Origin of the sequence: Providencia sp. PROV255 (assembly GCF_028478065.1) — a bacterium.
Lineage (GTDB): Bacteria > Pseudomonadota > Gammaproteobacteria > Enterobacterales > Enterobacteriaceae > Providencia > Providencia rettgeri.
Window position 1 is genome coordinate 14,238 of the sequence record NZ_JAMPMI010000027.1, and the last position, 22,870, is coordinate 37,107.

20 protein-coding genes are annotated in these 22,870 nt (G+C 41.3%); 7 read left to right on the forward strand and 13 right to left on the reverse strand.

Features of this window, described 5'->3' with window-relative positions:
• Positions 1–9: 9 nt before the first annotated feature.
• Positions 10–1,383: a C4-dicarboxylate transporter DcuC gene (gene dcuC, locus PR725_RS20760; RefSeq protein WP_109913195.1), complete on the reverse strand. Its 1,374-nt coding sequence runs from the start codon at positions 1,381–1,383 to the stop codon at positions 10–12.
• Positions 1,380–2,633: a peptidase T gene (gene pepT / locus PR725_RS20765; protein ID WP_109913194.1), complete on the reverse strand. Its 1,254-nt coding sequence runs from the start codon at positions 2,631–2,633 to the stop codon at positions 1,380–1,382. The genes dcuC and pepT overlap by 4 nt, the downstream gene beginning before the upstream one ends.
• A gap of 894 nt (positions 2,634–3,527) precedes the next feature.
• Here pepT and PR725_RS20770 point away from each other — a divergent pair.
• The gene (locus PR725_RS20770; RefSeq protein WP_115166431.1) at positions 3,528–5,087 is read left to right on the forward strand and encodes a sulfatase-like hydrolase/transferase; all 1,560 of its coding nucleotides are present in this window, start codon (positions 3,528–3,530) and stop codon (positions 5,085–5,087) included.
• A 124-nt stretch (positions 5,088–5,211) separates the two neighbouring features.
• Positions 5,212–5,931: an oligogalacturonate-specific porin KdgM family protein gene (locus PR725_RS20775; RefSeq protein WP_117163059.1), complete on the forward strand. Its 720-nt coding sequence runs from the start codon at positions 5,212–5,214 to the stop codon at positions 5,929–5,931.
• A 334-nt stretch (positions 5,932–6,265) separates the two neighbouring features.
• On the opposite strand, the gene PR725_RS20780 is transcribed toward PR725_RS20775, so the two are convergent.
• The 11 genes from PR725_RS20780 to agaR form a co-directional block, all read right to left on the reverse strand.
• Complete coding sequence (locus tag PR725_RS20780) at positions 6,266–7,333, reverse strand: glycoside hydrolase family 88/105 protein (RefSeq protein ID WP_115166434.1); 1,068 nt, start codon at positions 7,331–7,333, stop codon at positions 6,266–6,268.
• Between the two features lie 17 nt (positions 7,334–7,350).
• Complete coding sequence (gene kduD / locus PR725_RS20785; protein ID WP_115166435.1) at positions 7,351–8,106, reverse strand: 2-dehydro-3-deoxy-D-gluconate 5-dehydrogenase KduD; 756 nt, start codon at positions 8,104–8,106, stop codon at positions 7,351–7,353.
• A 66-nt stretch (positions 8,107–8,172) separates the two neighbouring features.
• On the reverse strand, positions 8,173–9,003 hold the full coding sequence (gene kduI / locus PR725_RS20790) for a 5-dehydro-4-deoxy-D-glucuronate isomerase (RefSeq protein ID WP_211888991.1): 831 nt from the start codon (positions 9,001–9,003) through the stop codon (positions 8,173–8,175).
• Positions 9,004–9,040: 37 nt separating this feature from the next.
• Positions 9,041–10,213 (reverse strand): N-acetylglucosamine-6-phosphate deacetylase, encoded by a 1,173-nt coding sequence (gene nagA, locus PR725_RS20795; protein ID WP_117163056.1) that lies wholly within the window; start codon positions 10,211–10,213, stop codon positions 9,041–9,043.
• The gene (agaF, locus tag PR725_RS20800; protein WP_117163055.1) at positions 10,210–10,641 is read right to left on the reverse strand and encodes a PTS galactosamine/N-acetylgalactosamine transporter subunit IIA; all 432 of its coding nucleotides are present in this window, start codon (positions 10,639–10,641) and stop codon (positions 10,210–10,212) included. Before agaF ends, nagA begins: the two co-directional genes overlap by 4 nt.
• Before the next feature lie 62 nt (positions 10,642–10,703).
• Positions 10,704–11,591, reverse strand: coding sequence for a PTS system mannose/fructose/sorbose family transporter subunit IID (locus PR725_RS20805; RefSeq protein ID WP_117163054.1), 888 nt, complete (start codon positions 11,589–11,591; stop codon positions 10,704–10,706).
• Positions 11,581–12,351, reverse strand: a complete 771-nt coding sequence (agaW, locus tag PR725_RS20810) for a PTS N-acetylgalactosamine transporter subunit IIC (RefSeq protein ID WP_004264436.1) — start codon at positions 12,349–12,351, stop codon at positions 11,581–11,583. Before agaW ends, PR725_RS20805 begins: the two co-directional genes overlap by 11 nt.
• 60 nt (positions 12,352–12,411) lie before the next feature.
• Positions 12,412–12,900 carry a PTS N-acetylgalactosamine transporter subunit IIB gene (gene agaV, locus PR725_RS20815; RefSeq protein WP_228367390.1) on the reverse strand — a complete coding sequence of 163 codons (489 nt, stop codon included), beginning with the start codon at positions 12,898–12,900 and terminating at the stop codon, positions 12,412–12,414.
• A 34-nt stretch (positions 12,901–12,934) separates the two neighbouring features.
• Positions 12,935–14,119, reverse strand: coding sequence for an SIS domain-containing protein (locus PR725_RS20820; protein ID WP_115166440.1), 1,185 nt, complete (start codon positions 14,117–14,119; stop codon positions 12,935–12,937).
• Between the two features lie 8 nt (positions 14,120–14,127).
• Positions 14,128–15,411: a tagatose-bisphosphate aldolase subunit KbaZ gene (gene kbaZ / locus PR725_RS20825; protein WP_123381793.1), complete on the reverse strand. Its 1,284-nt coding sequence runs from the start codon at positions 15,409–15,411 to the stop codon at positions 14,128–14,130.
• A 51-nt stretch (positions 15,412–15,462) separates the two neighbouring features.
• Positions 15,463–16,239 carry a transcriptional repressor AgaR gene (gene agaR / locus PR725_RS20830; RefSeq protein WP_115166442.1) on the reverse strand — a complete coding sequence of 259 codons (777 nt, stop codon included), beginning with the start codon at positions 16,237–16,239 and terminating at the stop codon, positions 15,463–15,465.
• A gap of 527 nt (positions 16,240–16,766) precedes the next feature.
• Here agaR and PR725_RS20835 point away from each other — a divergent pair.
• The 5 genes from PR725_RS20835 (at position 16,767) to PR725_RS20855 (ending at position 22,802) form a co-directional block, all read left to right on the forward strand.
• Positions 16,767–18,002, forward strand: a complete 1,236-nt coding sequence (locus PR725_RS20835; RefSeq protein WP_123381794.1) for an anaerobic sulfatase maturase — start codon at positions 16,767–16,769, stop codon at positions 18,000–18,002.
• Positions 18,003–18,025: 23 nt separating this feature from the next.
• Positions 18,026–19,633, forward strand: coding sequence for a sulfatase family protein (locus tag PR725_RS20840; RefSeq protein ID WP_272513609.1), 1,608 nt, complete (start codon positions 18,026–18,028; stop codon positions 19,631–19,633).
• Between the two features lie 62 nt (positions 19,634–19,695).
• Positions 19,696–21,162 (forward strand): DUF2264 domain-containing protein, encoded by a 1,467-nt coding sequence (locus PR725_RS20845; RefSeq protein ID WP_272570370.1) that lies wholly within the window; start codon positions 19,696–19,698, stop codon positions 21,160–21,162.
• Between the two features lie 115 nt (positions 21,163–21,277).
• A complete protein-coding gene (locus tag PR725_RS20850) occupies positions 21,278–22,132 on the forward strand; it encodes a tagatose bisphosphate family class II aldolase (protein ID WP_211888989.1) in 855 nt (284 codons plus the stop codon).
• 91 nt (positions 22,133–22,223) lie between these two features.
• Complete coding sequence (locus PR725_RS20855; protein ID WP_117163048.1) at positions 22,224–22,802, forward strand: DJ-1/PfpI family protein; 579 nt, start codon at positions 22,224–22,226, stop codon at positions 22,800–22,802.
• The last annotated feature ends 68 nt before the right edge of the window (positions 22,803–22,870 follow it).

Below are 22,870 nucleotides of genomic sequence, written 5' to 3' on the forward strand. Positions count from 1 at the left end.
GTTTCGTGATTAATAAAAAATACCAATAATTGCACAGTGCGCGACAAACCCGACCATCAATGGCACAGCGGTTCGTTTCACGACATCAAAAGGTTGCAGTTTTGCCCCACTCGATACGGCAATAATAACTCCCGCGACGGGGGACATACCTCGACCCATGTGTGAAGCTTGTTGCATTGGTAGGATCATGGCGATTGGGTTAGCGCCCATGCTATGCGCGATTTGTGGAATTAACTCAACGAATGCAAGGAATGGTGCATTACCTGAACCCATAATAATGGCTGCTGCAAGGGTCACTAATGCAAATACAATCGCCATGGCAAATGGTGGCAAGCCGACGGACTCAGCGCCTAAAATCAGTTGGTCAATTGCTCCACTGACTTTAATACCATGAGCGAATACACCAGCAGCAACCAATAAGCCAACTACATTACTGAATGCATGACCCATACCATTTAAAAATGTTTGGAAGCCATTACAAACCGTTTTGAAATTACGTACGCGAAGTGTTTCAATCACCATACAAATTGCCATCGCAATCAGTACGATAGTCACAACATCTAAGTGAATACCGGAAAAGAACAAATTGGATGTTCCTACTGCCATAATAATGGGTAACATAGGAAGAATTGCATAATATCCAGGAACGGACTTAGTCGTTTCCTCTTTTTCATGGGACTGAACAGCTTTACCAATTTCAGGTACGAAACCTTGCTTACGGTCACAATGACGTTGCCAGAAAATATGGGTAATACCGACCACCAATACAGTGGCTAACGCGGCAGGGCCTTGATAGTAAAGTACATATTCAACAACAGACATATCGACAGCTTTTGCGCCACGGATAGCATCAATTGCCGTTGGAGTATAGGCCACACCAAGGGATGTAGCGATAACCCCAGCCGCAGAAGCAGGTGATAATCCCAAACCAATCATAATGGGGAACATGGTACCCATTAACAATACCGCTAAGCCCGTTGCTGATGGAATGGCTAATTGCAAGATACTCGCCAACAAGAAAGAGAAAAATAGTAGTACATAAGGTGAACGCATATTTTTCAGTGGCTTGGTTGCAACACGTACTACCGCTTCATTGGCACCGATATGGTCCATATAGTGCGCAAAACCCATCAATGCCATGATCATTAAACCGAGATCTGCTGCACGACTACTGAATAAATCTCGCATGACTTCAAATGGATCGAGCCAAGTGATACCGGTGGTGGCGACATTTTTAGGGAGGATAGGCCCCCAGCCAAGGGCTAGGGTGAATATCATCAATACTAAGCCAGCAATTAATAATACCGGCTCAGCTTTGTATCCCTTCAAAATAAACCGCGCAACCAAAACAACGATAATCAGAACCGTTAGAATTGGGATCATGCTTTAGCTCCTGGTTTGAAGCGTTCAGCGGTGATTTGTACCACTTGTTTTAATACATCGCTGGCGGCATGTAGGGATTTAACAGGTAGATATTCATAGATTGAATGGAAGTTATGTGCACCTGTGAAGATGTTAGGGCAAGGTAATCCATTTTGTGATAATGCGGCTCCATCATAGCCACCACGCATAGGAATGACTTTTGGTGTAATACCACAAGCTTGGTAGGCGTCAACAGCAATATCAATAGGGTAACGGTTATCACCTTGTAGGCTGTTGTAAACGTTAGAATAGCGATCTGATAGCTTGCAAACAACACTTTCGCTGCCCCAGAGACTTTCACAGCTTTCTGCTAATTGTTTTAAGAAAGCCATACGTTTGCGATAGCCGTCTTCGGTAAAATCGCGAATGTCCATTTTTAACACGGTACGAGCGCTATTACCTGACATTTGTTTCACCCAATAATAGCCTTCGCGACCATCTGTATATTCAGGGGCTTCACCGCCGGGTAACATGGCAATAAATTTTTGCGCCATTAATAATGAATTAACGAGTTTGCCTTTCGCAGACATTGGATGAGCTGATTTACCCGTAAAGATGATTTCGGCATCACCCGCATTCCAGTTTTCATACACAAGTTCACCAATACCGCAGCAGTCTAAGGTGTAAGCAAAATCTGCTCCAAACTCTTTAACATCAAAAACTTTTGCGCCACGGAGGCCTTGTTCTTCGTCCGGAACAAAACCAATTTTAATGGTTCCGTGCTTGATTTCTGGGTTTTGCTTAAAGTATTGCAGCATATCCATGATAGAGGCAATTGCCGCTTTATCGTCAGCACCTAATAGGCTGGTTCCATCAGTGACAATAATGTCATCACCAATGTAGTTCACCAATTCAGGGAATTCACTCTTACGTAGATAAATATTAAGCTCTTTATTCATGCATAAATCTTCACCGGTGTATGGCAAGATTTGCGCCTTAGTATCATTAGTTTGTTCTGCACTAGTGTCTAAGTGGCCGAAGAAAGCGACGGTTGGGACATCATAATCAAGGTTGGAAGGTAACGTTGCGGTGACAATGGCAGTGTCACGCAGTTTAATGTCTTCAACGCCCAGAGCCTCGAGCTCCTGAACCAATTGTTTCGCAAGGACACGTTGCCCTTCTGAGGATGGCATAATCCCTGCCGCGCCCTTTTCCCTATCAGTGGTGGTGTTAATTTTGGTGTAAGAAATAAATCGCTCAACAATATTCATTCTTTTAATTCCCCAGCATCTTATAAAATGCGTTTTACATTAGTTATATCTGTGACTGTAATTTCATTTCACAGTATTATTCTTGTATCACAACTGAAGATATTCTGAATATCAGACCTGTTGAATTTTTCTAAGAAATGCTAGTGGGAATATAAAATTGATAATTAATAGTGGCATTATTCGCATAATGAATTAAAATGAGCGACTTTATTCCTATCTTATTTTGCATTGTTAAATTATTGATATTGATACGTGATAATATTCTTTCACGATGTATATTTTATTTAACACCTAGTATTAAACTCACTCTATCTTAAATTTAATTAATATATATTGTTGTTGGGTAACTAAAAGATAATTTATTCTAAAAATAAAAACAATTTTAATTTAACAATATTAATAGAAAAATAGATGGAATGAATGCTTAAAATCATATTTTGACATTTTATTTCTTTATCTTTCATTTAGATAATTGAATAAATTTTATAATGCCCCTTATATTGGTTGATTTTTATAGGATAGTGATACAAAATTTTTTTGTATTGTTTCACATTGCCTCTATCCATCCTTCTTTGAAAGTAAATGAAAATTTAATGTCGATTGTTTAACTACCACTTGCTATGTAATTTCAAAGCAAAATTCTACTTTTGTGCTCAGTATCTCTGAATTGTTTATTTTTATTAAAAATCATTTGATTATGGTTGTTTTTGCTAAGTTGTCATCATTTTTTTACTGTGAGGTAATCGACTTGTTTTCGATGAATTGCTTACTTTTTGTGATCTCTACTTGAATTTTGGTATCTTCGATCACTTACTTTTTGATCTTATGTAAAAGTATAAATAATATGTATTAACCAAAAACGAAATAAAACGTAAACAAAAAGAGGATGAAGCAATGACTGTTTCGCGCAGAACCTTTATAAAAGGATTAGCAGCCAGCGGTGCAGCAATGTCGGTTTCTAGTCCCATTTTAGCCAGTGATGGAAAACCTTCAAATATTAAGCCTTATCGGCCCGATAACTCCCCTAACTTATTGATAGTATTCCCCGATGAGATGCGTGCCCATGCGTTACAATTTATGGGAGAAGACCCGTCAATTACCCCTAATTTAAATAAGTTTGCCAAACAATCAAAAGTCATGACACAAATGGCATCCAATTACCCACTATGTTCTCCATTTCGTGGCATGTTTATGACTGGGCAATATCCTGTACGTAACGGTATTACAGGCAACGCACACGATTATGGTGGGAAGGTAGGGATTGATTTATCACCTTACGCTAATTGTTGGTCTGATGTTTTGAAATCATTGGATTACAGCACGGGTTATATTGGTAAATGGCATTTGGATGCGCCATATGCACCTTTCATTGAAAGCTATAACAATCCGATGGAAGGGCGTTATTGGAATGAATGGGCAGCACCAAACCGCCGCCATGGCTTTGATTTTTGGTACTCCTATGGCACATATGATTTGCATATGAAACCGATGTATTGGGCCAATAATACACCACGAGAAAAACCTATTTATATCGACCAATGGGGACCAGAGCACGAAGCGGATATGGCCATAAAATTCTTACAGAATAAAAATGGACAATACCGTGATAATACTAAGCCATTTGCGCTGGTTGTTTCAATGAACCCTCCGCATTCACCGTATGACCAAGTCCCACAAAAATATCTTGATGTCTATAAAGGGAAAACCTCGCAAGAGTTAAATACTCGCCCAAACGTTAAATGGGATGTGGAATACCAAGAAGGTTATGGTCCTCAATATTTTAAAGAATATCTGGCGATGGTAAACGGCGTCGATGAACAATTTGGGCGTATCGTTGATGAACTTGAAAAACAGGGACTTGCTGATAATACATTGGTCGTTTTCTTCTCTGATCATGGTAGTTGTCTTGGTGCAAATGGGCAGCCGACAAAAAATAACCCTTATGATGAATCAATGCGTGTTCCGATGATGTTTCGGTTACCGGGTAAAATTAAACCGGGGCAAGATGATGCATTAATGTCAGCACCGGATATCTACCCAACGATTCTAGGTTTATTAGGATTAGAGCAATGGATTCCCGGCTCAGTTGAAGGAAGTAATTTAGCTGAGCGAGTGGTTACTGGTGAGGGGGATGTTGCCAATTCTCAACTTTACTTATTCATTCCGTATGGTGAACCTTCGTTTGGTAAACGCGGTGTGAGAACGAAAACTCATACACTGGTTATTGATCGCCAAGATGGACAGCCACTGAAATATACGCTTTATGATAATGTGAATGACCCTTATCAAATGAAAAATGTGGCAGATGAAAACAAGCCAATTATTGATAAATTAATTAAAGATGAGCTCATACCGTGGTTAGAAAAAACCGGTGATTCTTGGAGACCAACAGAGTTTATTACGGCAACAACAAATAAATTAAATAAGAAAGTCTCAGCGTGTGAAGTTAAATAAATTATTTTTTGCCGCCTAATTAATTAGGCGGTAATAACTAAAAATAATGAAAATATTATTCTCTAATAAAACAGGGAATCACTATCCTCGTGCTTAAATAGCACACAGCTTTGGAATAAAGATAATGAAAAGATTAATTATTGCTAGTGCAGTGTTATTTGCAATTTCATCACAATCTGCTCTCGCAAATAACTATAAAACAACAATTGAATACCGTCACCAATATTTAGATGCATCAGGGAAAAGTGGAGATAGAATTAAAGCTTTCTTGGATACAGGAAAAAATATTGGATTTGAACTCGATGCACGTTATGGGAATAAAGATGGTGCCTATGATGCAATGAAAATTGATGGTTCAGAATTTTCAGCTTTTTATTATACAAAGTTGAACCCAAATTTAGTGGGACTTATCGGTGCTTCTCTTGATTTTGATAAATTAGGTTTAGTTTATGTGCCTTATGTCCGTTTAAATTATACATTCGATAATGGTATTCGTTTGCAAGGCCGTTATAAATGGAAAGTATGGGATTATGGTCAAGCTGGGGAAAACGGCAGTAATTACCATTCTAAAATCCAGGAGTTTGATAGCTGGATAGGTTACAAATGGGGTAACTTAGACCTGCAATATCAGTTAGATTTAATGTGGGAAATGGCTGACAACGCTCAACCTCTTTATAATGATAAGAAATTCGATTATCAACACAACGTTCGCCTTCGTTATGACATTAAAGCGGATGATGGTGCTTTATGGCGCCCATTTGTTGAAGTGGGTAATGTGAAAGAAAATAGGTTTTCAAGTGACCGCCAAACACGTTTCCGTGTAGGTATTCAATATACTTGGTAATATCGTTTTTTATTAAATATACCCACGAATCATCGCGGGTGAGGTTGTTGACAAAGCGGGATAAAAGCGTGGTTTTTCCCGCTTTGTATTATCAGCTGAAAATCAATAAATTGATTTTCCTAGTTTATTTTCAAAACCTATTAGACTTGCCGCCAAACACAATATGTTTGTCGGCAGCCTGACCCACGAATCATCGTGGGTTTTTTTATTGCCTATTTTTAAAGTGAAGGGATGAATAAATACGGAAAAAAAGCAAGAAAAATGGCCAATAAATTGGCCAAAAAGAAAGTAATGAAATGACAACTTGAGCAATGGTAAATCGGGTTGTAATGAATTAAATTTTGAGTTGAATAACTTCACTTGCTGCTAACAAATAGGCTCCTGCCCCATAATCCATATTATGTTCATACTTGACATCTCGTGGATTGAACGCCGGAAGCTGCACCCAACCTAACATGCCATTAGGGTGAATACAGTTTTGTAGTGCACGCCATGATTTTTCGAGTAAAGGCAGATAACGCATTTCTTCCAGTAAACCTTGGTTTAATCCCCATGCTAAGCCATAGCAAAATAATGCGGTGGCGCTACTTTCGGGAGCGGGGAAGCTTTGCGGGTCAAGTAAACTGGTACGCCAGAAGCCATCTTCTTGCTGGTATTGAATGACAGTTTCCATTAGCTCCGTAAATAAATTTACATATTGCTGGCGGGCAGGGAAATCATTAGGTAAAGATTGTAAGATACGAGGGATAGACGCAATGACCCAACCAATGCCTCGACTCCAAAATACTTTTTCACCATTTTTTTCACGCAATTCACCACCTTTACCATCAGGAATATAACGATAATCGCGATAAATTAAGCCAGTTTCAGGATCACGCAAATGTTCTATCGCATCCCAATAAGCGGTATGCATGTAATCGAAATAGCGACCGTCATTCATTTTAGTTGATAATGCAGCAAAAGCTGGAGGGGCCATGAAAAGTGCATCACACCACCACCAGTCCTCTCGACCTGGTTTTGGCTCTGCTAACATAAGGTTGAATGCGTTAATAGTGGGTTCAAGGACTTCTGGATGATCAAATTGTGAACTCACAGCTAAATAGGCTTGGGTGCAGACGTGGTCATCGGCAAAACGCGGGTTAGGCCCTGTACGAAATCCTGTATGTAATGTGTAATCCAATACACCAGCGAGATATTCGTTATCCTGTGTTGCTTGCCATGCAGCAGCAACACAAGACCACAGAACACCACGTTCCCAGTCTGTATCTTTGATAAAACGGGTTTTGCCACTACGACGAAGTACACTGCGTACTTGGTTTTTTGATTGATAACGATAAACTCGTTTCATATCATCTAAAACCGTATTACGTTGTAATGGTTTTGGTAATGATGATTGTTCCATTATTTTCTCCTGATGGATTAGCGAGCTAACCAGCCACCATCAACAGCAATGGTATAACCATTAATATAGTCGCTTGCTTTGGAGGCTAAAAAGATGGCTGGTCCTGCTAAATCCTCAGGTGTTCCCCAACGACCTGCAGGAATGCGCTCTAAGATAGCCGCGTTGCGGTCTGCATCTGCGCGTAGTGCTGCTGTGTTGTCTGTTGCCATGTAACCTGGGGCGATTGCATTCACATTAATGTTGTATTGGGAAAGCTCAGTAGCAAGAGCACGAGTGAGCCCCATGACAGCTGACTTGCTTGCTGTGTAAGATGGAACCCGAATACCACCTTGGAATGAAAGCATTGATGCAATATTAATAATTTTCCCGCCATTACCTTGCTTCACGAATTGGCGTGCAACACGTTGAGATAAAAAGAATAAGGTTTTTTGATTAATATTAATCACATCGTCCCAATCTTTTTCACTAAACTCTAATAAGTCTTCACGGCGAATAATACCCGCATTATTGACAAGGATATCAACATGGCCCATAGCGGATACCGCATCATCAACTAAAGTTTGTAACCCGTCTTGTTCCATTAAATTCATGATAATATAGTGAAATTTACGGCCTAAAGCTTCAACTTGAGTACGTGTTTCAGGGGCATCTTGAATACCAACCCCGACAATATCCGCGCCTGCTTGGGCTAAACCAATTGCCATCCCTTGACCTAAACCGGTATTACATCCAGTGACAATCGCAACTTTTCCTGTTAAATCAAATAAGTTCATCTGTGCCTCACTTACGATGTGGCAGTACTGCCACATCGTTTTTTATTATGTTAAAAAGATAAAAGGTTATTTCAGATCTTTCATCGCGACATGGTCCATATCGTGGAATACCTGGTTTTCCCCAACCATTCCCCATATAAATGTATAAGCCGCGGTTCCCACTCCTGAGTGAATAGACCAGCTTGGACTAATGACGGCTTGTTCATTACGAACAACAATATGGCGGGTTTCCGAAGGCTCACCCATATAATGGAAAACAACGTTGTCTTCTTGCATATTGAAATACAGATACACTTCCATACGGCGCTCATGGGTATGGCATGGCATGGTATTCCATAAGCTACCGGGTTCGAGTACTGTCATGCCCATTGATAATTGGCAGGTTGGTAAAATAGATGGGTGTAAGAATTTATAAATGGTTCGAACGTTACAATTTTCAACATTACCCAATTTTTCTGGTGAAGCTTGTTCGATAGTAATTTTGCGTGTTGGATAGGTATGGTGTGCAGGAGCACTGTTCATGTAAAAACGTGCAGGGGTAATGGCATCCTTACTGATAAACTCGACAGATTTAGCACCCATACCAATATAAATAGCTTCTTTTGGTGCGATATCATAAGTTTCGCTGTCAACGATAACTTGACCAGCCCCCCCAATATTAATTGCACCCAGTTCTCGACGCTCAAGAAAGAACTCAACGCCTAATGCTTTTCCTGCCATAAGAGCGAGTGGCTTTTGTGTTGGAACAATGCCGCCCACAATGATGCGGTCGATATGGCTATAAGTGAGATTCATTTCCCCTTCACGGAACAAGTTCTCGATCAGGAACTGTTTGCGTAAGCCTTCAGTATCAAGTGTTTTTGCATGCTCGCTGTGAATTGGTTGACGAATTTCCATTATAAATACCTCATGATTTACTGATAGGTAACCAACCTTAATGGTCGGTATCCCCGAATACAGAGTGAACGTGTTCACCTCTGATGAATGTGTCTGTTAGATAAAAATTATTATCAACAACGGCAAAATTAGCTTGAGCCCCAACTCGGATGTAGCCAAATTGGTCATCAATTCCAAGGTATTGAGCGGGGACCGATGTGGCCATTTGTACAGCTTCCCACTCAGGAACATGAGCGAGTTGCACCATATTGCGCAATGCGTTATCAAGGCTACATGTACTGCCCGCAAGAGAGCCATCGGCTGTGCGAGCTTGCCCTTGCGTAACTTTTACCGTTTGTGCCCCAAGGGCATAATCACCATCTGGTAGGCCGCCAGCTCGCATACAATCTGTGATTAAAGCGAGCCGCTGATAACCTTTCATTCGATACGCTAGCTGCATCATGACGGGATGAACATGAATGCCATCGGCAATCAGTTCCGCAAGAACATCGTGGTACAACACTGCGCCACAGCAACCGGGTTCTCTATGGTGTAAACCGGTCATCCCGTTATAAAGATGCACACCACAATCTGCTCCTTGGGAAAATGCAAGACTGGTTTGCATGAAATCGGCGGCGGTATGTGCAACACTGGTTTTAATACCGTGTTGTACTAACCAATCAATAGCCTCAATGGCGCCTTCAGCTTCAGGTGCAACTGCAACACGCAAAAGTGTGTGATTAGCACATTGCATAAGGTCTTCTAATTCATGAATGGTCGGCGATTTTAAGTACTTAACAGGATGTGAGCCTCGATGACGTTCAGTGAAGTAAGGGCCTTCTAAAAAACTGCCGACTAATTGGGCTCCTGATGTTTGCGGCTTGGTGATAAATTCACACACTTGGGTGAGTGCGCGTTTAATATCATTCATTGGTGCGGTGACGGTGGTTCCCACCCAAGCCACAACGCCGGTTTTGACTAATGCATCAGCAATGGTTTGCAACCCTTGTTGGCTTGCATCCATGACATCTGCACCAGCACGCCCATGAATATGGATATCAACAAACCCCGGCAGTAAGGAGCGGTCTTCAAGACGGATAACAGGGCAGTGTTCGGGAGCAGTATCCGTAATTTCCTGTATAACACCGTTGCACACTCGAACATACTGCTGATAGCGAATTCCTTCAGGAGTAAAGGTGCGATCCGCTAAAATGGCGTATTGCTGTTTCATAGGCCATCTTCTTCAAATTCAGGCTCTGATATCATAGCCAGCTGCTGACGTAGGTCTTGGATACTGCTAGTACCAATATCCTGTAAGATAGAAAGAAGTTCTTTCGCATCAACGCCTTCACGTTCCAATGCCGCATTGACGATCATCGGCAAATTAACTCCAGCTAAAACTTCAACGGATTTATCTTCCATCATAATTGCCATAGCGCGGTTACAAGGGGTTCCACCAGGAAGGTCGGTAAGAAAAAGTACTTGTTCACAATTCATGGCGTCAATTGCTGCTCGCATTTGTTGTTCCAATTCGTCGGGAGAAAGGGTTTCAACAAAATCAATAAACACCATATTTTCCTGTTCACCTGCGATGGCTTTGACGGCGGAAGCCATACCGCTCGCAAAATTAATGTGCCCAGAAACAATCAAACCAATCATTTATAACTCCTTGCTGGTGGGTAACTTGGCTACCCACCTAAAAACAATTTAATACGATTTTGTTACATCACACCAAGTACATGGCCAATAACACCGAAGGCTAAGACAGAGAAGATAAGTACTGGCGGTTTTGCCCAAAAGCCTGTCCCTTTCACCATTTTGAACATCAAAAAGACAAGACACAGAGGGAGTAAGTTAGGCATGATTTTGTCAAACAAGGCGGTTTGTAGTTCGACCACTTTGCCACCCACCTCGACAGCAGCGGTGGTTTGTACTTTTATGAAGGTGGCGGAAAGCGCCCCGATGACAAAAATCCCCATGATGTTGGCGGCTTTAGCGAGTTTTTCTGTTGCATCGCTCATGTTAACCATCGCTGCAGTACCTGCACGATATCCCATGAACATCAAACCGAAATAGACAAAAAAGTGAACAATTTGGTACAAAAAGAAGAAAACGAATGGGCCGGCAATTGAGCCTTCCATTGCGATAGATGCACCTAATGCTAAAGTCAGTGGCATCAGTGTCATATGGTCGATAGCATCGCCAATTCCACCTGTTGGGCCCATGCCTGCCACTTTCATGACGTTGACCGTAGAAGGTTTCTCTTTGTTTTCTTCCATGGCAACGGCAGTACCAAGTAAGAAAGTAAATAATTTTGGACTCGCATTGAAAAACTGTAAGTGATTTTTCAGTGCGGTTGCATAATCGCGTTTGTTATTACCATGAATTTTGCGTAGGGCTGGGATGATGGAGAATGCAAAGCCACCTCCTTGCATACGTTCAAAGTTAAAGTTACCTTCCATAAATAGCCCACGAAAAGCACAGCGCCATAGATCGCCTTTTGTGATGACTTTGCGGACAGTGGTATCTTGATATTCATCAACGCCATCAACGTAGGATTCCACAGGTAAGTTTTTTGTTTCTACTGTTGTTTTGTTATCAGATACCATCTTCAAAATCCTCATTTTGTTGTGAGTTATTCTTGTTGTTGTTACCGCTGAAGAAGTAATACAGAGCCGCCGCAGATGCGCCGAGTATTGCTACTGCCATAATTGGCAGTTTGAGATAAGTGGTCATAACGAAACCAACAAAGAACACACCCGCCACTTCTTTTGACCACATAATTTTCAACAACATCGCGAAGCCAATTGCTGGAACCATTTTCGCCCCAATACCTAAGCCTTCGAGGAGCACTTTTGGTGTATTTTCATCAATCCACTGTGCTGCGTGTTCACCGAAGTAAACCGTTACAAAGGCGACGATCGCGTAGAGTAAAGAACGAACGGTAATTGTGGCGACTAATAACCGAGAGATCCCCGCCGCATCGGCTTTTTCAGCGTAGCGGTCAGCTTTACCCATGGTGAACGCGGTAATAGCAAAAAAGCCGATAATGATCATTTGCATGAGAACGGCAATTGGCATACCAATCCCCATCGCTACCGCTGGTGATTGATTAGTCATAATGGCAAATGCAACGGCGGCGATAGTGCCTAAAGTAACATCAGGTGGCTGAGCTCCTGCATTTGGAACAAGCCCAAGCCAAGCTAATTCTAATGTTGCACCCGCAATTAAACCGACTTGCATATCACCCATAATCAGGCCGACAACAGGCCCTGTGATCAGTGGGCGGTGGATATTGAGTGCAACGTCATACTTATCTATACCGCAAAAGAAGGCCCATAAAGCCACAAGAGAAGCTTCATAAATCATAATAGTTTTCCTTAAACGCCTTAGTGTTAAGTTGTTATCTCAATCTGCTTATGCTTATGCTTATGCGAGAGTAAGAACATTAACGGGGGTTTGATCGGGAGTATTTTGAATCGTGCAAGCGACTCCTTTGTCGACAAGCCGACGAAATGCTTCTAAGTCGCGCTCATCCACAGACACTGTTTTGGTAATTTGGCGTTTTCCTTCATGGAAGTGCATATTGCCAACATTACAGTGAGTGATAGGAACGCCGCCTTCGACAAGGCGGGCAACATCTGTTGGGTTATTGCAAAGAATAAAGATTTTTTGACGAGGAGACGCTTTGTGAATGACATCGATAGTTTTTTCGATAGAGAAAAATCGGACGGCATATTCTCCACCCGCGGAGGCTTTCATTCCTGCTTGCATAAAAGCAGCATTAGGGCCATCCGCAGCATCATCATTAGCGACAAGAATTAAATTTGCTTCAGTGTGTTTACCCCAAGTGATTCGAATTTGCCCATGTAATAAACGCTCATCGATTCGGGTCCAGACAATATTTGGTGCGTGCATATAATTGCTCTCTTATTATTAGCTATATTTATCATTAAGAAGGCATGACGCCATCTTCTTGATATGAGAACGGGTAAATAGTGACACCTTGAACAACTCGATTAATTTCTCCGGTTGGAGATGGGTTATCCGGTGTATTCCCCAGTGCAATGGAACTATGGAATGCAAAGGCCTGCGCTAACATTAAATAAGGGAAAAATAGGGCTGAGTCTGAGCATTGCTCCATTTTTTTAATATAAACAAAACTTTCCTCTATTTGTGTGTCATCGGAAGAGGAGGTGACCGCGATCACTTTTGCTGAAGCATTATCGTGAATTACCTCTCTTAATAAGTCAGTTTCATACTGTCTAGTGTATTTATCGTTTGACAGAAACAGCACGATTAACGTTTCCTTATTGACGATAGATTTCGGTCCATGGCGAAAGCCTAACGGTGTGTCGAAGTTAGCAACGACCTTACCAGCTGTTAATTCCAACATTTTTAGAGCGGCTTCTTGTGCAAGACCTTGTAGGCCACCACTACCTAAATAAATGACTCGTTTAAATTTACCCGCGTATTCTTCCCGGATACGGTGGTTAAATTGAGTAAAAATGTCGTGATAATCGTAGAAATAAGGTTTAATTTCGTTTAAATAGAAGGATTCTGTTAAGAAAATACACAGTGCCGCCATCATCATGGATGAAAAGCTTGAAGTCATGGCTAATGAACGGTCATTTGACTCTTCAGGCATTAAAATGGCTAATGCATTGGTATTATTTTGGCAATAACGATATAGCTGTCCTTGCTCGTTACAGGTTAAAACTAAGTGGTAACATTGAGTGAGGCATTTTTCTGCCACATCGAGGGCGGCAACACTTTCGGGGCTATTGCCTGAGCGAGCAAAAGAAATTAGTAACGTTGGTACGTCTTCCGCTAAATATTCTTTTGGATCAGCGACTAAATCCGTGGTGGCAATGGCATCCACTCGGCGTTTTAAATGACCGGTGAGAACGGGGGCAAGAGCGCGGCCAGCGAAAGCCGATGTTCCAGCACCCGTCATGATAATGCGTGCGTCCGATGCCTGAAGCACTTTAGCTAAAAATGTATCAATTTCAGTACGTTGCTCTTGTATTAGCTGGTTTGTTTTTTCCCAGCATTCAGGTTGTTGCTCAATTTCTTTTGCTGTCCAGAATGCGTTTAGCTTTTCGAGCTCGGGTGTTTGATAGCTTAAATATTCCATGTCAAACCTCAGTGACTAAATTTACATGCATCGGCATATACCGAAAGTACGTCGCGAATTTTTGCAAAAATAAAGGATTTCGCTGAGCCATCGAGCATGCCTTCTCTTAATTGTTTGAATTGATGCGGCATGTATTGGCTTAAAAGTGGTAACGGGATTGGTTTTGAAGATAAGTTAGCCATCAGTATTTCTATGGCTTGGTTAATTTCTTTATCAGGCCAGTAATAACGAATACGGTCACTAAAGCTATAAACGCGAGCAAAAGCTTGCTGCTGGGCATTACCATGGTAGTATTTTTGCCAAAATTCGGGCTCACGACACATCAACTGTTCCATTTTCTCTTTTAAGTGAGAACACTGTTCTGCCGGGAACATTTCATTCTCAATTTCACATAGAGAATAGAGGGCTTCTCGCATAGCAAATGTTAAAGCCGGACCAACTTTTAAAATGGCAAAGTGGTCTTGAACGAGCTGCTTATAAGCATTAGGTGTTTGGTAATCGGTTGAGTGTGCTTCAAAAACGAGATGAGGGTAATCATCAACTACTTGACTTAATGCTTGTGCTTTTTCGGGTTGATAATCAATAATACCAGTATGATCAAATTCCACACCCGGTTGAACGACGAGGCCAATAACACGTGCCCAACAGTCACCGACACCTGCTTTTTCGAACGCTTTCGCATGGCAGTCTAAGGTTTTTCTCGCGGCTTGTGGGGCTGTGATTTCAACGCCTTCAAGCGCTTCAGTTGCTCCACCTGGTACGGGGACTTCAGTACCAATAACATACACGATATCGCTGTAACCAAATTTTTCTTTGGCGGTTTTTTCTGCAATAACAGCGAGTCGGGCGGCACGTTGTGCAACGATTTCATCCGAGAGTGGAACGGGGTCATCTGCGCAGGACATACTACAGTCAAGGTGGATTTTTTTGAACCCTGCGGCAACGTAATGTTCAATCAGAACATCGGCATTATCCATGGCATCAGCGGCCTTAAGCCCTTGCCAACGATTTGGGCCTAAATGGTCACCACCAAGAATTAACTTATTCAGAGGGAAATTGATTTTTTCTGCTTTTTCAATCACATAATTGAAAAAATCAGCCGGAGTCATACCCGTATAGCCACCAAATTGGTCAACTTGATTTGATGTGGCTTCAATTAAAAGAAAGGAATCATCATCCAGCGCTTGATGCAATGAAGCTTCAATAACAAATGGGTGGGCTGAGCAAACAGAATAAATACCATTCTGTTTACCAAGTTTATTTTGCTGAACAATCTTTTCTAAAGGATGCATTAATACTAACTCCACAATCAACACGGTTGTATTGTTAATGGAGTTAGCGAATTATTGCTCTTTATCGACGATGATTACTTCAATTTTATGGTTTTTCAACTCTTGGACATATTCATCAGGGATCCCAGAGTCTGTCACCAAAACATCAATATCAGCGAATTCACGGATCATATGACAACTGCGCTTACCAAATTTCGTAGAATCAGCAACCGCAATAACTGTTTCCGAGATTTCACACATTAACCGGTTAAGGCTAGCTTCCTGTTCATTGTGTGTCGTGATACCAACGCGTAAATCGAAACCATCAACCCCAAGAAAAACCTTGTCAAAACGATAATTTCTGAGGCTATTTTCTGCTTGTGAGCCAGAAAACGATAAAGCATTTTTGCGCAATGCGCCGCCAGTCATTAGTACATCAACGCCTGCGGCTGTTGCTAACTCCATTGCGACATCTAAACCGTTAGTCATGACAACGACGTTATCCCGCGACTTTAAGTGTGTCGCAATTTCTCGTGTCGTTGTCCCCGAGTCTAAAATGATCGTGTCGCCATCATTAATGAGCGCGGCGGCTGCTTTCCCTATTAATGTTTTTGTGCCCGCATTCTGTCCCCGTTTTTCGTGAATGCTTAGTTCAGCAATAAACCCAGTATTTGGAATTGCTGCCCCATGGGAGCGGACCACATAACCATTTTTTTCAAGAAAGCTTAAATCGCTACGGATGGTGACACTTGAAACTTTAAATATTTCGGCTAAATCTTCGACCCGTGCTTTACCTTGTTGGTTAATCATGTCGAGGATTTCCATGCGCCTTTCAACAGCCGCTTTCACTTTCATCTCCTTACGAAACCAAATGATTTTCTTTCATTTGATTTCGAATTAAGTTTACTACGCTAAAAAATACCGACAACGAAAAAAAACAAAACTTTTGATCTCTTTCACAAAGTTTCGATTTGTATGTTGTTTGCTTACGGATATTTTCAAATTTTAAATATCATATCTTCGAATAAGAAAGTATCCAATCAATAAAGTATCAATAATTGTACTTTTACTGAGCAAACTCGGTGTTTTGCATAAATATTAGCAATATTTGCAAAAAATTCGCGGAATATAAGCTCAAAAATCGGCATAAAGTGTGAAGGTGATATTTAAATTTCGAAAGGAAGAGAAGTTTCTTTAAATCAAAAACAAAAGTCAGCGGTTTACTGTATGTTATTTATACTCTCTTCAATTGTTCTAACTCAAACTACTTTCTTTCAAATTCTTTCATTTTGCTGTTTTGTGATTTCAATCTCTTTTGATTTTTCGTGTTTTGGGTAATGCTATAAAAATAACCTGACTGTTTCGGATTAATTTAAATGCCTGCAAACCAACCCACTTACTTTCATATGATGGCGAAACCCACGAGTTATCGCTGCAATATTAAATGCGAATACTGTTTTTATCTGGAAAAAGAAAATGTGTTTCACGAGCAACCTGCGCAAGACCAACATGACGTTATGCCTGATAACGTGCTACGTCGTTATATCAAAGACTATATCCAGTCCCATGCAGGTGAGCAGGTCGATTTTTCATGGCAAGGTGGTGAGCCAACACTTGCAGGGCTCGAATTCTTTGAGCGGGTTGTAAAATATCAAAAGCAATATGCCCAAGGAAAAACCATCACAAACAGTGTGCAAACTAATGCGATAGCGATTAATCGGCAATGGGCGCAGTTTTTTGCAGATCATCATTTTTTAATCGGTGTATCTATTGATGGTTTAGAAGCAGTTCATGATAAATATCGAATTTCCGTTAATGGCAACCCAACTTTTGAGCGTGTGAAGAAAGCCATTCAGCTCTTGATTGAATACGGTGTTGAATTTAATACCCTAACCGTAGTTAATGACCAAAATTGGCAAAAAGGAAAAGAAACGTATCGAGCTTTGAAAGCATTGGGTTCCTCTTTCTTTCAGTTTATCCCTATTGTTGAGGTGGATAGGCGCTTTCCACAAACCCAAGGTGGTCATTATGCCCCTGGACCAAATGCGGTGATGGCGCCATTTTCAGTACCCGCGGAGGGGTATGGGCAGTTTATGGCTGATATTTTTGATGAATGGATCCATCAAGGAGACATTGGCAAAATTTACATACGTCTATTTGATAGCTTATTAGGAACTTGGATGGGCTATCCCGCATCAACCTGTGTGCAATCTAAAACGTGTGGGCAAGCACTGATTATTGAATCTAATGGGGATGTCTATTCCTGTGACCACTATGTGTACCCTGCAAATCGGTTGGGTAACGTACAACAACACTCCCTTTCCCGTATTGTTTCTTCTAAGCAGCAAGTCCGTTTTGGGCAAAATAAATATGACAAGCTAACTAATCTTTGCCAGCGCTGTGAGGTTCAAAGCCTTTGTTATGGTGGTTGCCCTAAGCACCGGATCACGGCGATAGAAGGTGAAAAATATCGCCATAACTATTTATGTCGTTCATATAAAAAAATTTTTCATCATACCGCTTTAGGTATGCAGTTAATGCGTCAAGCGATATCGGGTGGTGCTTTAGCCAGTGATGCACTTGGCGCAATACAGCGTGCTTACAAGCAATAATCATATTATCTGGAGATATTTTTGTGAGATTACCTTCTATGAAGAAAAGCCTATTAGCTGGGCTGATAGCCGCAAGCAGCTTAGTGCCTCCCATTGCAGCGAATGCAGGAGGCACACCGGAAAAGCCGAATGTTTTACTGATTGTTATGGATGACTTAGGAACAGGGCAGCTCGATTTTGTGCTTGATAGCCTTGATGTCAAAGAGCTTGCGCAGCGCCCATCACCACAACGTTATCAAGGTGATATTAATAAGATGGTGGAAGCAGCAAGAGCAGCAATGCCAAATGTTTCGGATATGGCTGCAGGCGGGATTAAGATGACCAATGCATTTGTGGCTCATCCTGTTTGTGGCCCATCACGAGCGGGTATTTTTACTGGGCGCTCTCCTGCAAGTTTTGGTACTTACAGTAACGATGATGCGATGTTAGGTATTCCTCAAGATATCAAACTATTACCCGCATTATTCCAAGAAAATGGCTATGCCACCGCCAGTATTGGAAAATGGCATAATGCGAAGGTATTGAAAAAACCTAAAATTGCACCAGAAAAGCAAACGCGCGATTATCACGATAATATGATTTCGACACCGGAGCCAGGTTTCGCACCTCATGAAAGAGGTTTCGATTATGCATATAGTTTCTATGCATCAGGGGCGGCACTTTGGAACTCCCCCGCAATGTGGCGAAATGGTGAAAATGTGCCAGCTCCTGGCTATACCACGCATTTGTTAACGGATGAAGCCATTAATTTCATTGATGGGCACAAAGACAAACCTTTTTTTATCAATCTTTCATATAGCGTGCCGCACATTCCGTTAGAAGAAGCTTCTCCAGCGAAATACATGGATAAATTCAATACGGGTAATGTTGAAGCCGATAAATATTTTGCTGCGCTAAATGCGGCCGATGAGGGAATTGGTAAAATTATCAATACACTAAAGGAAAATGGTGAATTAGATAATACGCTAATTTTCTTTATTTCTGACAATGGTGCGGTGCATGAGTCGCCAATGCCAATGAATGCGATGGATAAAGGCTTTAAAGGGCAAATGTTTAATGGTGGTGTACGTGTTCCATTTGTTGTTTATTGGCCAGGGCATATTCCTGCGGGTAAACACAGTGATGCGATGGTTTCAGCGATTGATATCTTACCAACCGCATTACAAAGCGCAGGGATCACCATACCCGATAGCATGAAAGTAGAAGGCAAAAATATTATGCCACTATTAACGGGTAAAACAGAAAAGTCACCACATGATTATCTGTATTGGACAGGTCCAGGGACGAAACATTACAGCGAAGAAAACCAAGATTTTTGGCATGGCTACCATGAATGGATCACTTATCAACGCAAAGAAATTCCAAATAACCCTAATTTAGAAAAACTATCGAAAGGCTCATGGGCTATCCGTGATGGGGAATGGGCGCTTTATTTTTATGATGATGGTTCTAACCAGCTCCAATTATTCAATGATAAACAAAATCCAGCCGAATCGAATAATTTAGCAGCTCAATACCCAGAAAAAGTAAAAGAGTTGAAATCTGCTTATTATCAATGGATTAAAGATAAACCAAAACCTGTCGTATGGGGACAAGACCGTTACCAAGTCCTGATTGAATCAGCAAAATAAATACAAACTTTTGTTCTAATCTGCGCGCAAGGATGCGCCTGTTTCATCATAGAGAAATACGTATGACAACGCCGACTGAACGCCCAAAGCTGCCTTATGAACACCCAGATATAAAAATTTATCAAAAACTATTCAAAGAAAATATCATTAGAAGGTTAATGAGAAAGTCAGCCTATCAATGTAACGATAGCCACATCATCAAAGCCTTTCAAGATGAAAATCAACCACTTTCAGTTCTTTGCGAATTATTAGTGCGCTATACCACGGAAGCTTTTGTTCATTATCAAACATGGGGTTACTCTCACGCATACTATCCTGGCAGCCCAGGCCAGCAAACGGTGCGGACAGATGCCCTAGAAGGGGTTAGTAGGGTACTGCCTTTACTTGCTTCATGGCTAGTTCACAGCCAAAAAGCAACATTGAATGGGTTAAATTTAGCATCAATTGACCTTTCTGAAATCATCAAAAATGCATTTTTACATGGTACAGACCCTGCTCATAAAGGCTATTGGGGAAGGCTTGAAAATTATGACCAAAAAATTTGTGAATCTGCAGATTTAGCGCTGACTCTCTGGGTGAGTCGTGAGTGGGTATGGGATAAATTGGATAACTCTGAGCAACAACGCATTATTGAGTGGTTCGAACAGGTTAATCATTGCGATATCGTTGATAACAACTGGCACCTTTTCCCTCTTACCGTGCAATTTGTGATCCGAGCTCTCACAGGTCGAGATACCATTGCAATGTGGCGGTATGAAAGAGTGAAACAATTTTACGTGGGTGATGGCTGGTTTCGGGATGGCGCGAAAGGTAACTTTGATTACTATAATGCATGGGGCTTTTACTATTCATTATATTGGCTGAACCAAATTTGCCCCCACTTCGATGATGAATTCATTCGTAGTTCATTAAATCAGTTTAACCATCATTATCATTATTTTATGACACCGCAAGGGATTCCATTTTTTGGCCGCAGTGCATGTTATCGCCTCGCGGTGTCCGCGCCTTTATTAGCCGGTGTTGATTTAGGTGGGGATGCTGTGAGTGTGGGGGAGGCTAAAAAAGCACTAGAAAGTACTTTGCGTTATTTTATTGGTCATGGTGCCTTAAAAGCGGGAGCGCCAACTCAAGGTTTATTCAGCTATGATGCCCGCCTAGTCGATAATTACAGTGGTCCTGCGAGTAGTTTTTGGTCATTACGTGCTGTAATTATTGCTTTGTATTGTGGCAATCGAATTCAACTTTGGGATAGCCCTTGTAGCCCACTGCCAGTTGAAAGCTCAGACTTTCATTTCGAAATACCATCAATTGCGGTAACGGTTATTGGTGTGAAAGAAACACAAGAGGTCACCGTGATATTTCGTGAAGATTACCTCAAACAGCAATCCCCATTGACGCGCCGCTTAGAGAAACAATTATGCTCTCATAAAGTAATTGAAACGCTACTAGGCCAATCAAAACGACCTAAAAACAACTTGTTACATAAAGGAGTGACAAGTTATAGCTCTAAAATGACTCACTACTTCTAATCTTCCTTTCATTTTCTTTCAGTGCGAAAGGAATGGAAATGTGATTTAGATCTTTTACCTTTCCATTTCTTTCGTTTAATATTGTTCGAAATCAATCGAAAGGTAAGAGGCGATTATGTACTTGGTATCTACCCGTAATATGTTGAACAGAGCCCAACTGGGAGGCTATGCAGTTCCCGCATTTAATATTCATAATTTAGAAACCATTCAAGTTGTTATGGAAACTGCTGCAGAAATGGCATCTCCGGTTATTTTAGCAGGCACACCGAGTACCTTTTCTTATGCAGGAAGTGACTATTTGATAGCAATCTGCCAGCAGGCCGCTGAGCGCTATAAAGTCCCCGTGGCTTTGCATCTCGATCATCATGAAGATATCCCAGATATCTTCCAGAAAGTCTCCGCGGGTGTACGTTCTGCAATGATTGATGCTTCTCATTTTCCGTTTGAAGAAAATATTCAAATTGTTAAACGGGTTGTTGATTTTTGCCATCAGTGGGACTGTACGGTTGAGGCGGAACTTGGGCGTTTAGGGGGGCAAGAAGATGACTTAGTTGTCGATGCAGTAGATGCACTTTTCACCGATCCTGATGCCGCGATTACTTTTATCCAAAGAACGGGTATTGATTCCTTAGCTGTTGCCATCGGAACCGCCCACGGTATGTACAAAAGTGAGCCTCATTTGGATTTTGTTAGGCTAGATGCCATCCGTAAGAAAACAGACTTACCGTTAGTTCTGCATGGTGCTTCGGGGATCCCGGATGCGGATGTACGGCATTGTATTGACCTTGGAATTTGTAAAGTCAATGTCGCGACAGAACTCAAAATTGCGTTTTCTGATGCCATTAAGCAATACTTCATTGAAAACCCAGAGGCTACCGACCCACGCCATTACTTGGTTCCCGGAAAGGCGGCGATGAAAGCGGTGGTGATGGATAAAATTCGTGTTTGCAAAAGTGATGGAACACTTTAACAAGTAAAAATCATCTGGATTTACTTGATGTATAAACCAAATTTATTGCGGATGATCCGTAATAAATTTCTTTAAAAATAAAAGGAATGTCATGAAACAAGTTGCTGTTTTGCTCGCGGATGGCTTTGAGGAAGGAGAAGCGGTCATTTTCATTGATATCATGCGTCGGCTAGATATTCATGTTGATGTGCTGTCTTGCATGGATACGCTTGTTTTAAATACGTATTTTGGTACTAAAATTAGTGCAGATTATCTGTTAGTCGATAAGTTATCCCATACTTATGATGCCATCATGATGCCAGGGGGCCCAAAAGGAACTGACCGCTTGTATGCGAATGAAAAAGTAGTTGATTTTCTTCGTCGGCACATACATGAGGATAAGTATATTTGTGCGCTATGTTCTTCAGGTGCGAAGGTGTTAGCGGCTCATGGGTTACTGGAAGGACGGCATTATAGTACAGGAGATAAGCTGGCTGAAAAATTTGATGATGGTATCTATGTTGACCAAGATGTTGTTGTTGATGGAAAATTTATTAGTGCAAAAGGGCTTGGTGTAAGCTTTGAATTTGCATTTACCGTCGCAAAACATTTACTGGCTGACAATATTGATAAAGTGGATTGGCAAGCTAAACATATATATTTTAAACATTGGCCGCTTTCCTATCTATAATTTTTATAGGTAACTACGTACTTTTATATCGGCAATAAAAGTAATAAATAAAGCGGGAATAATATTTT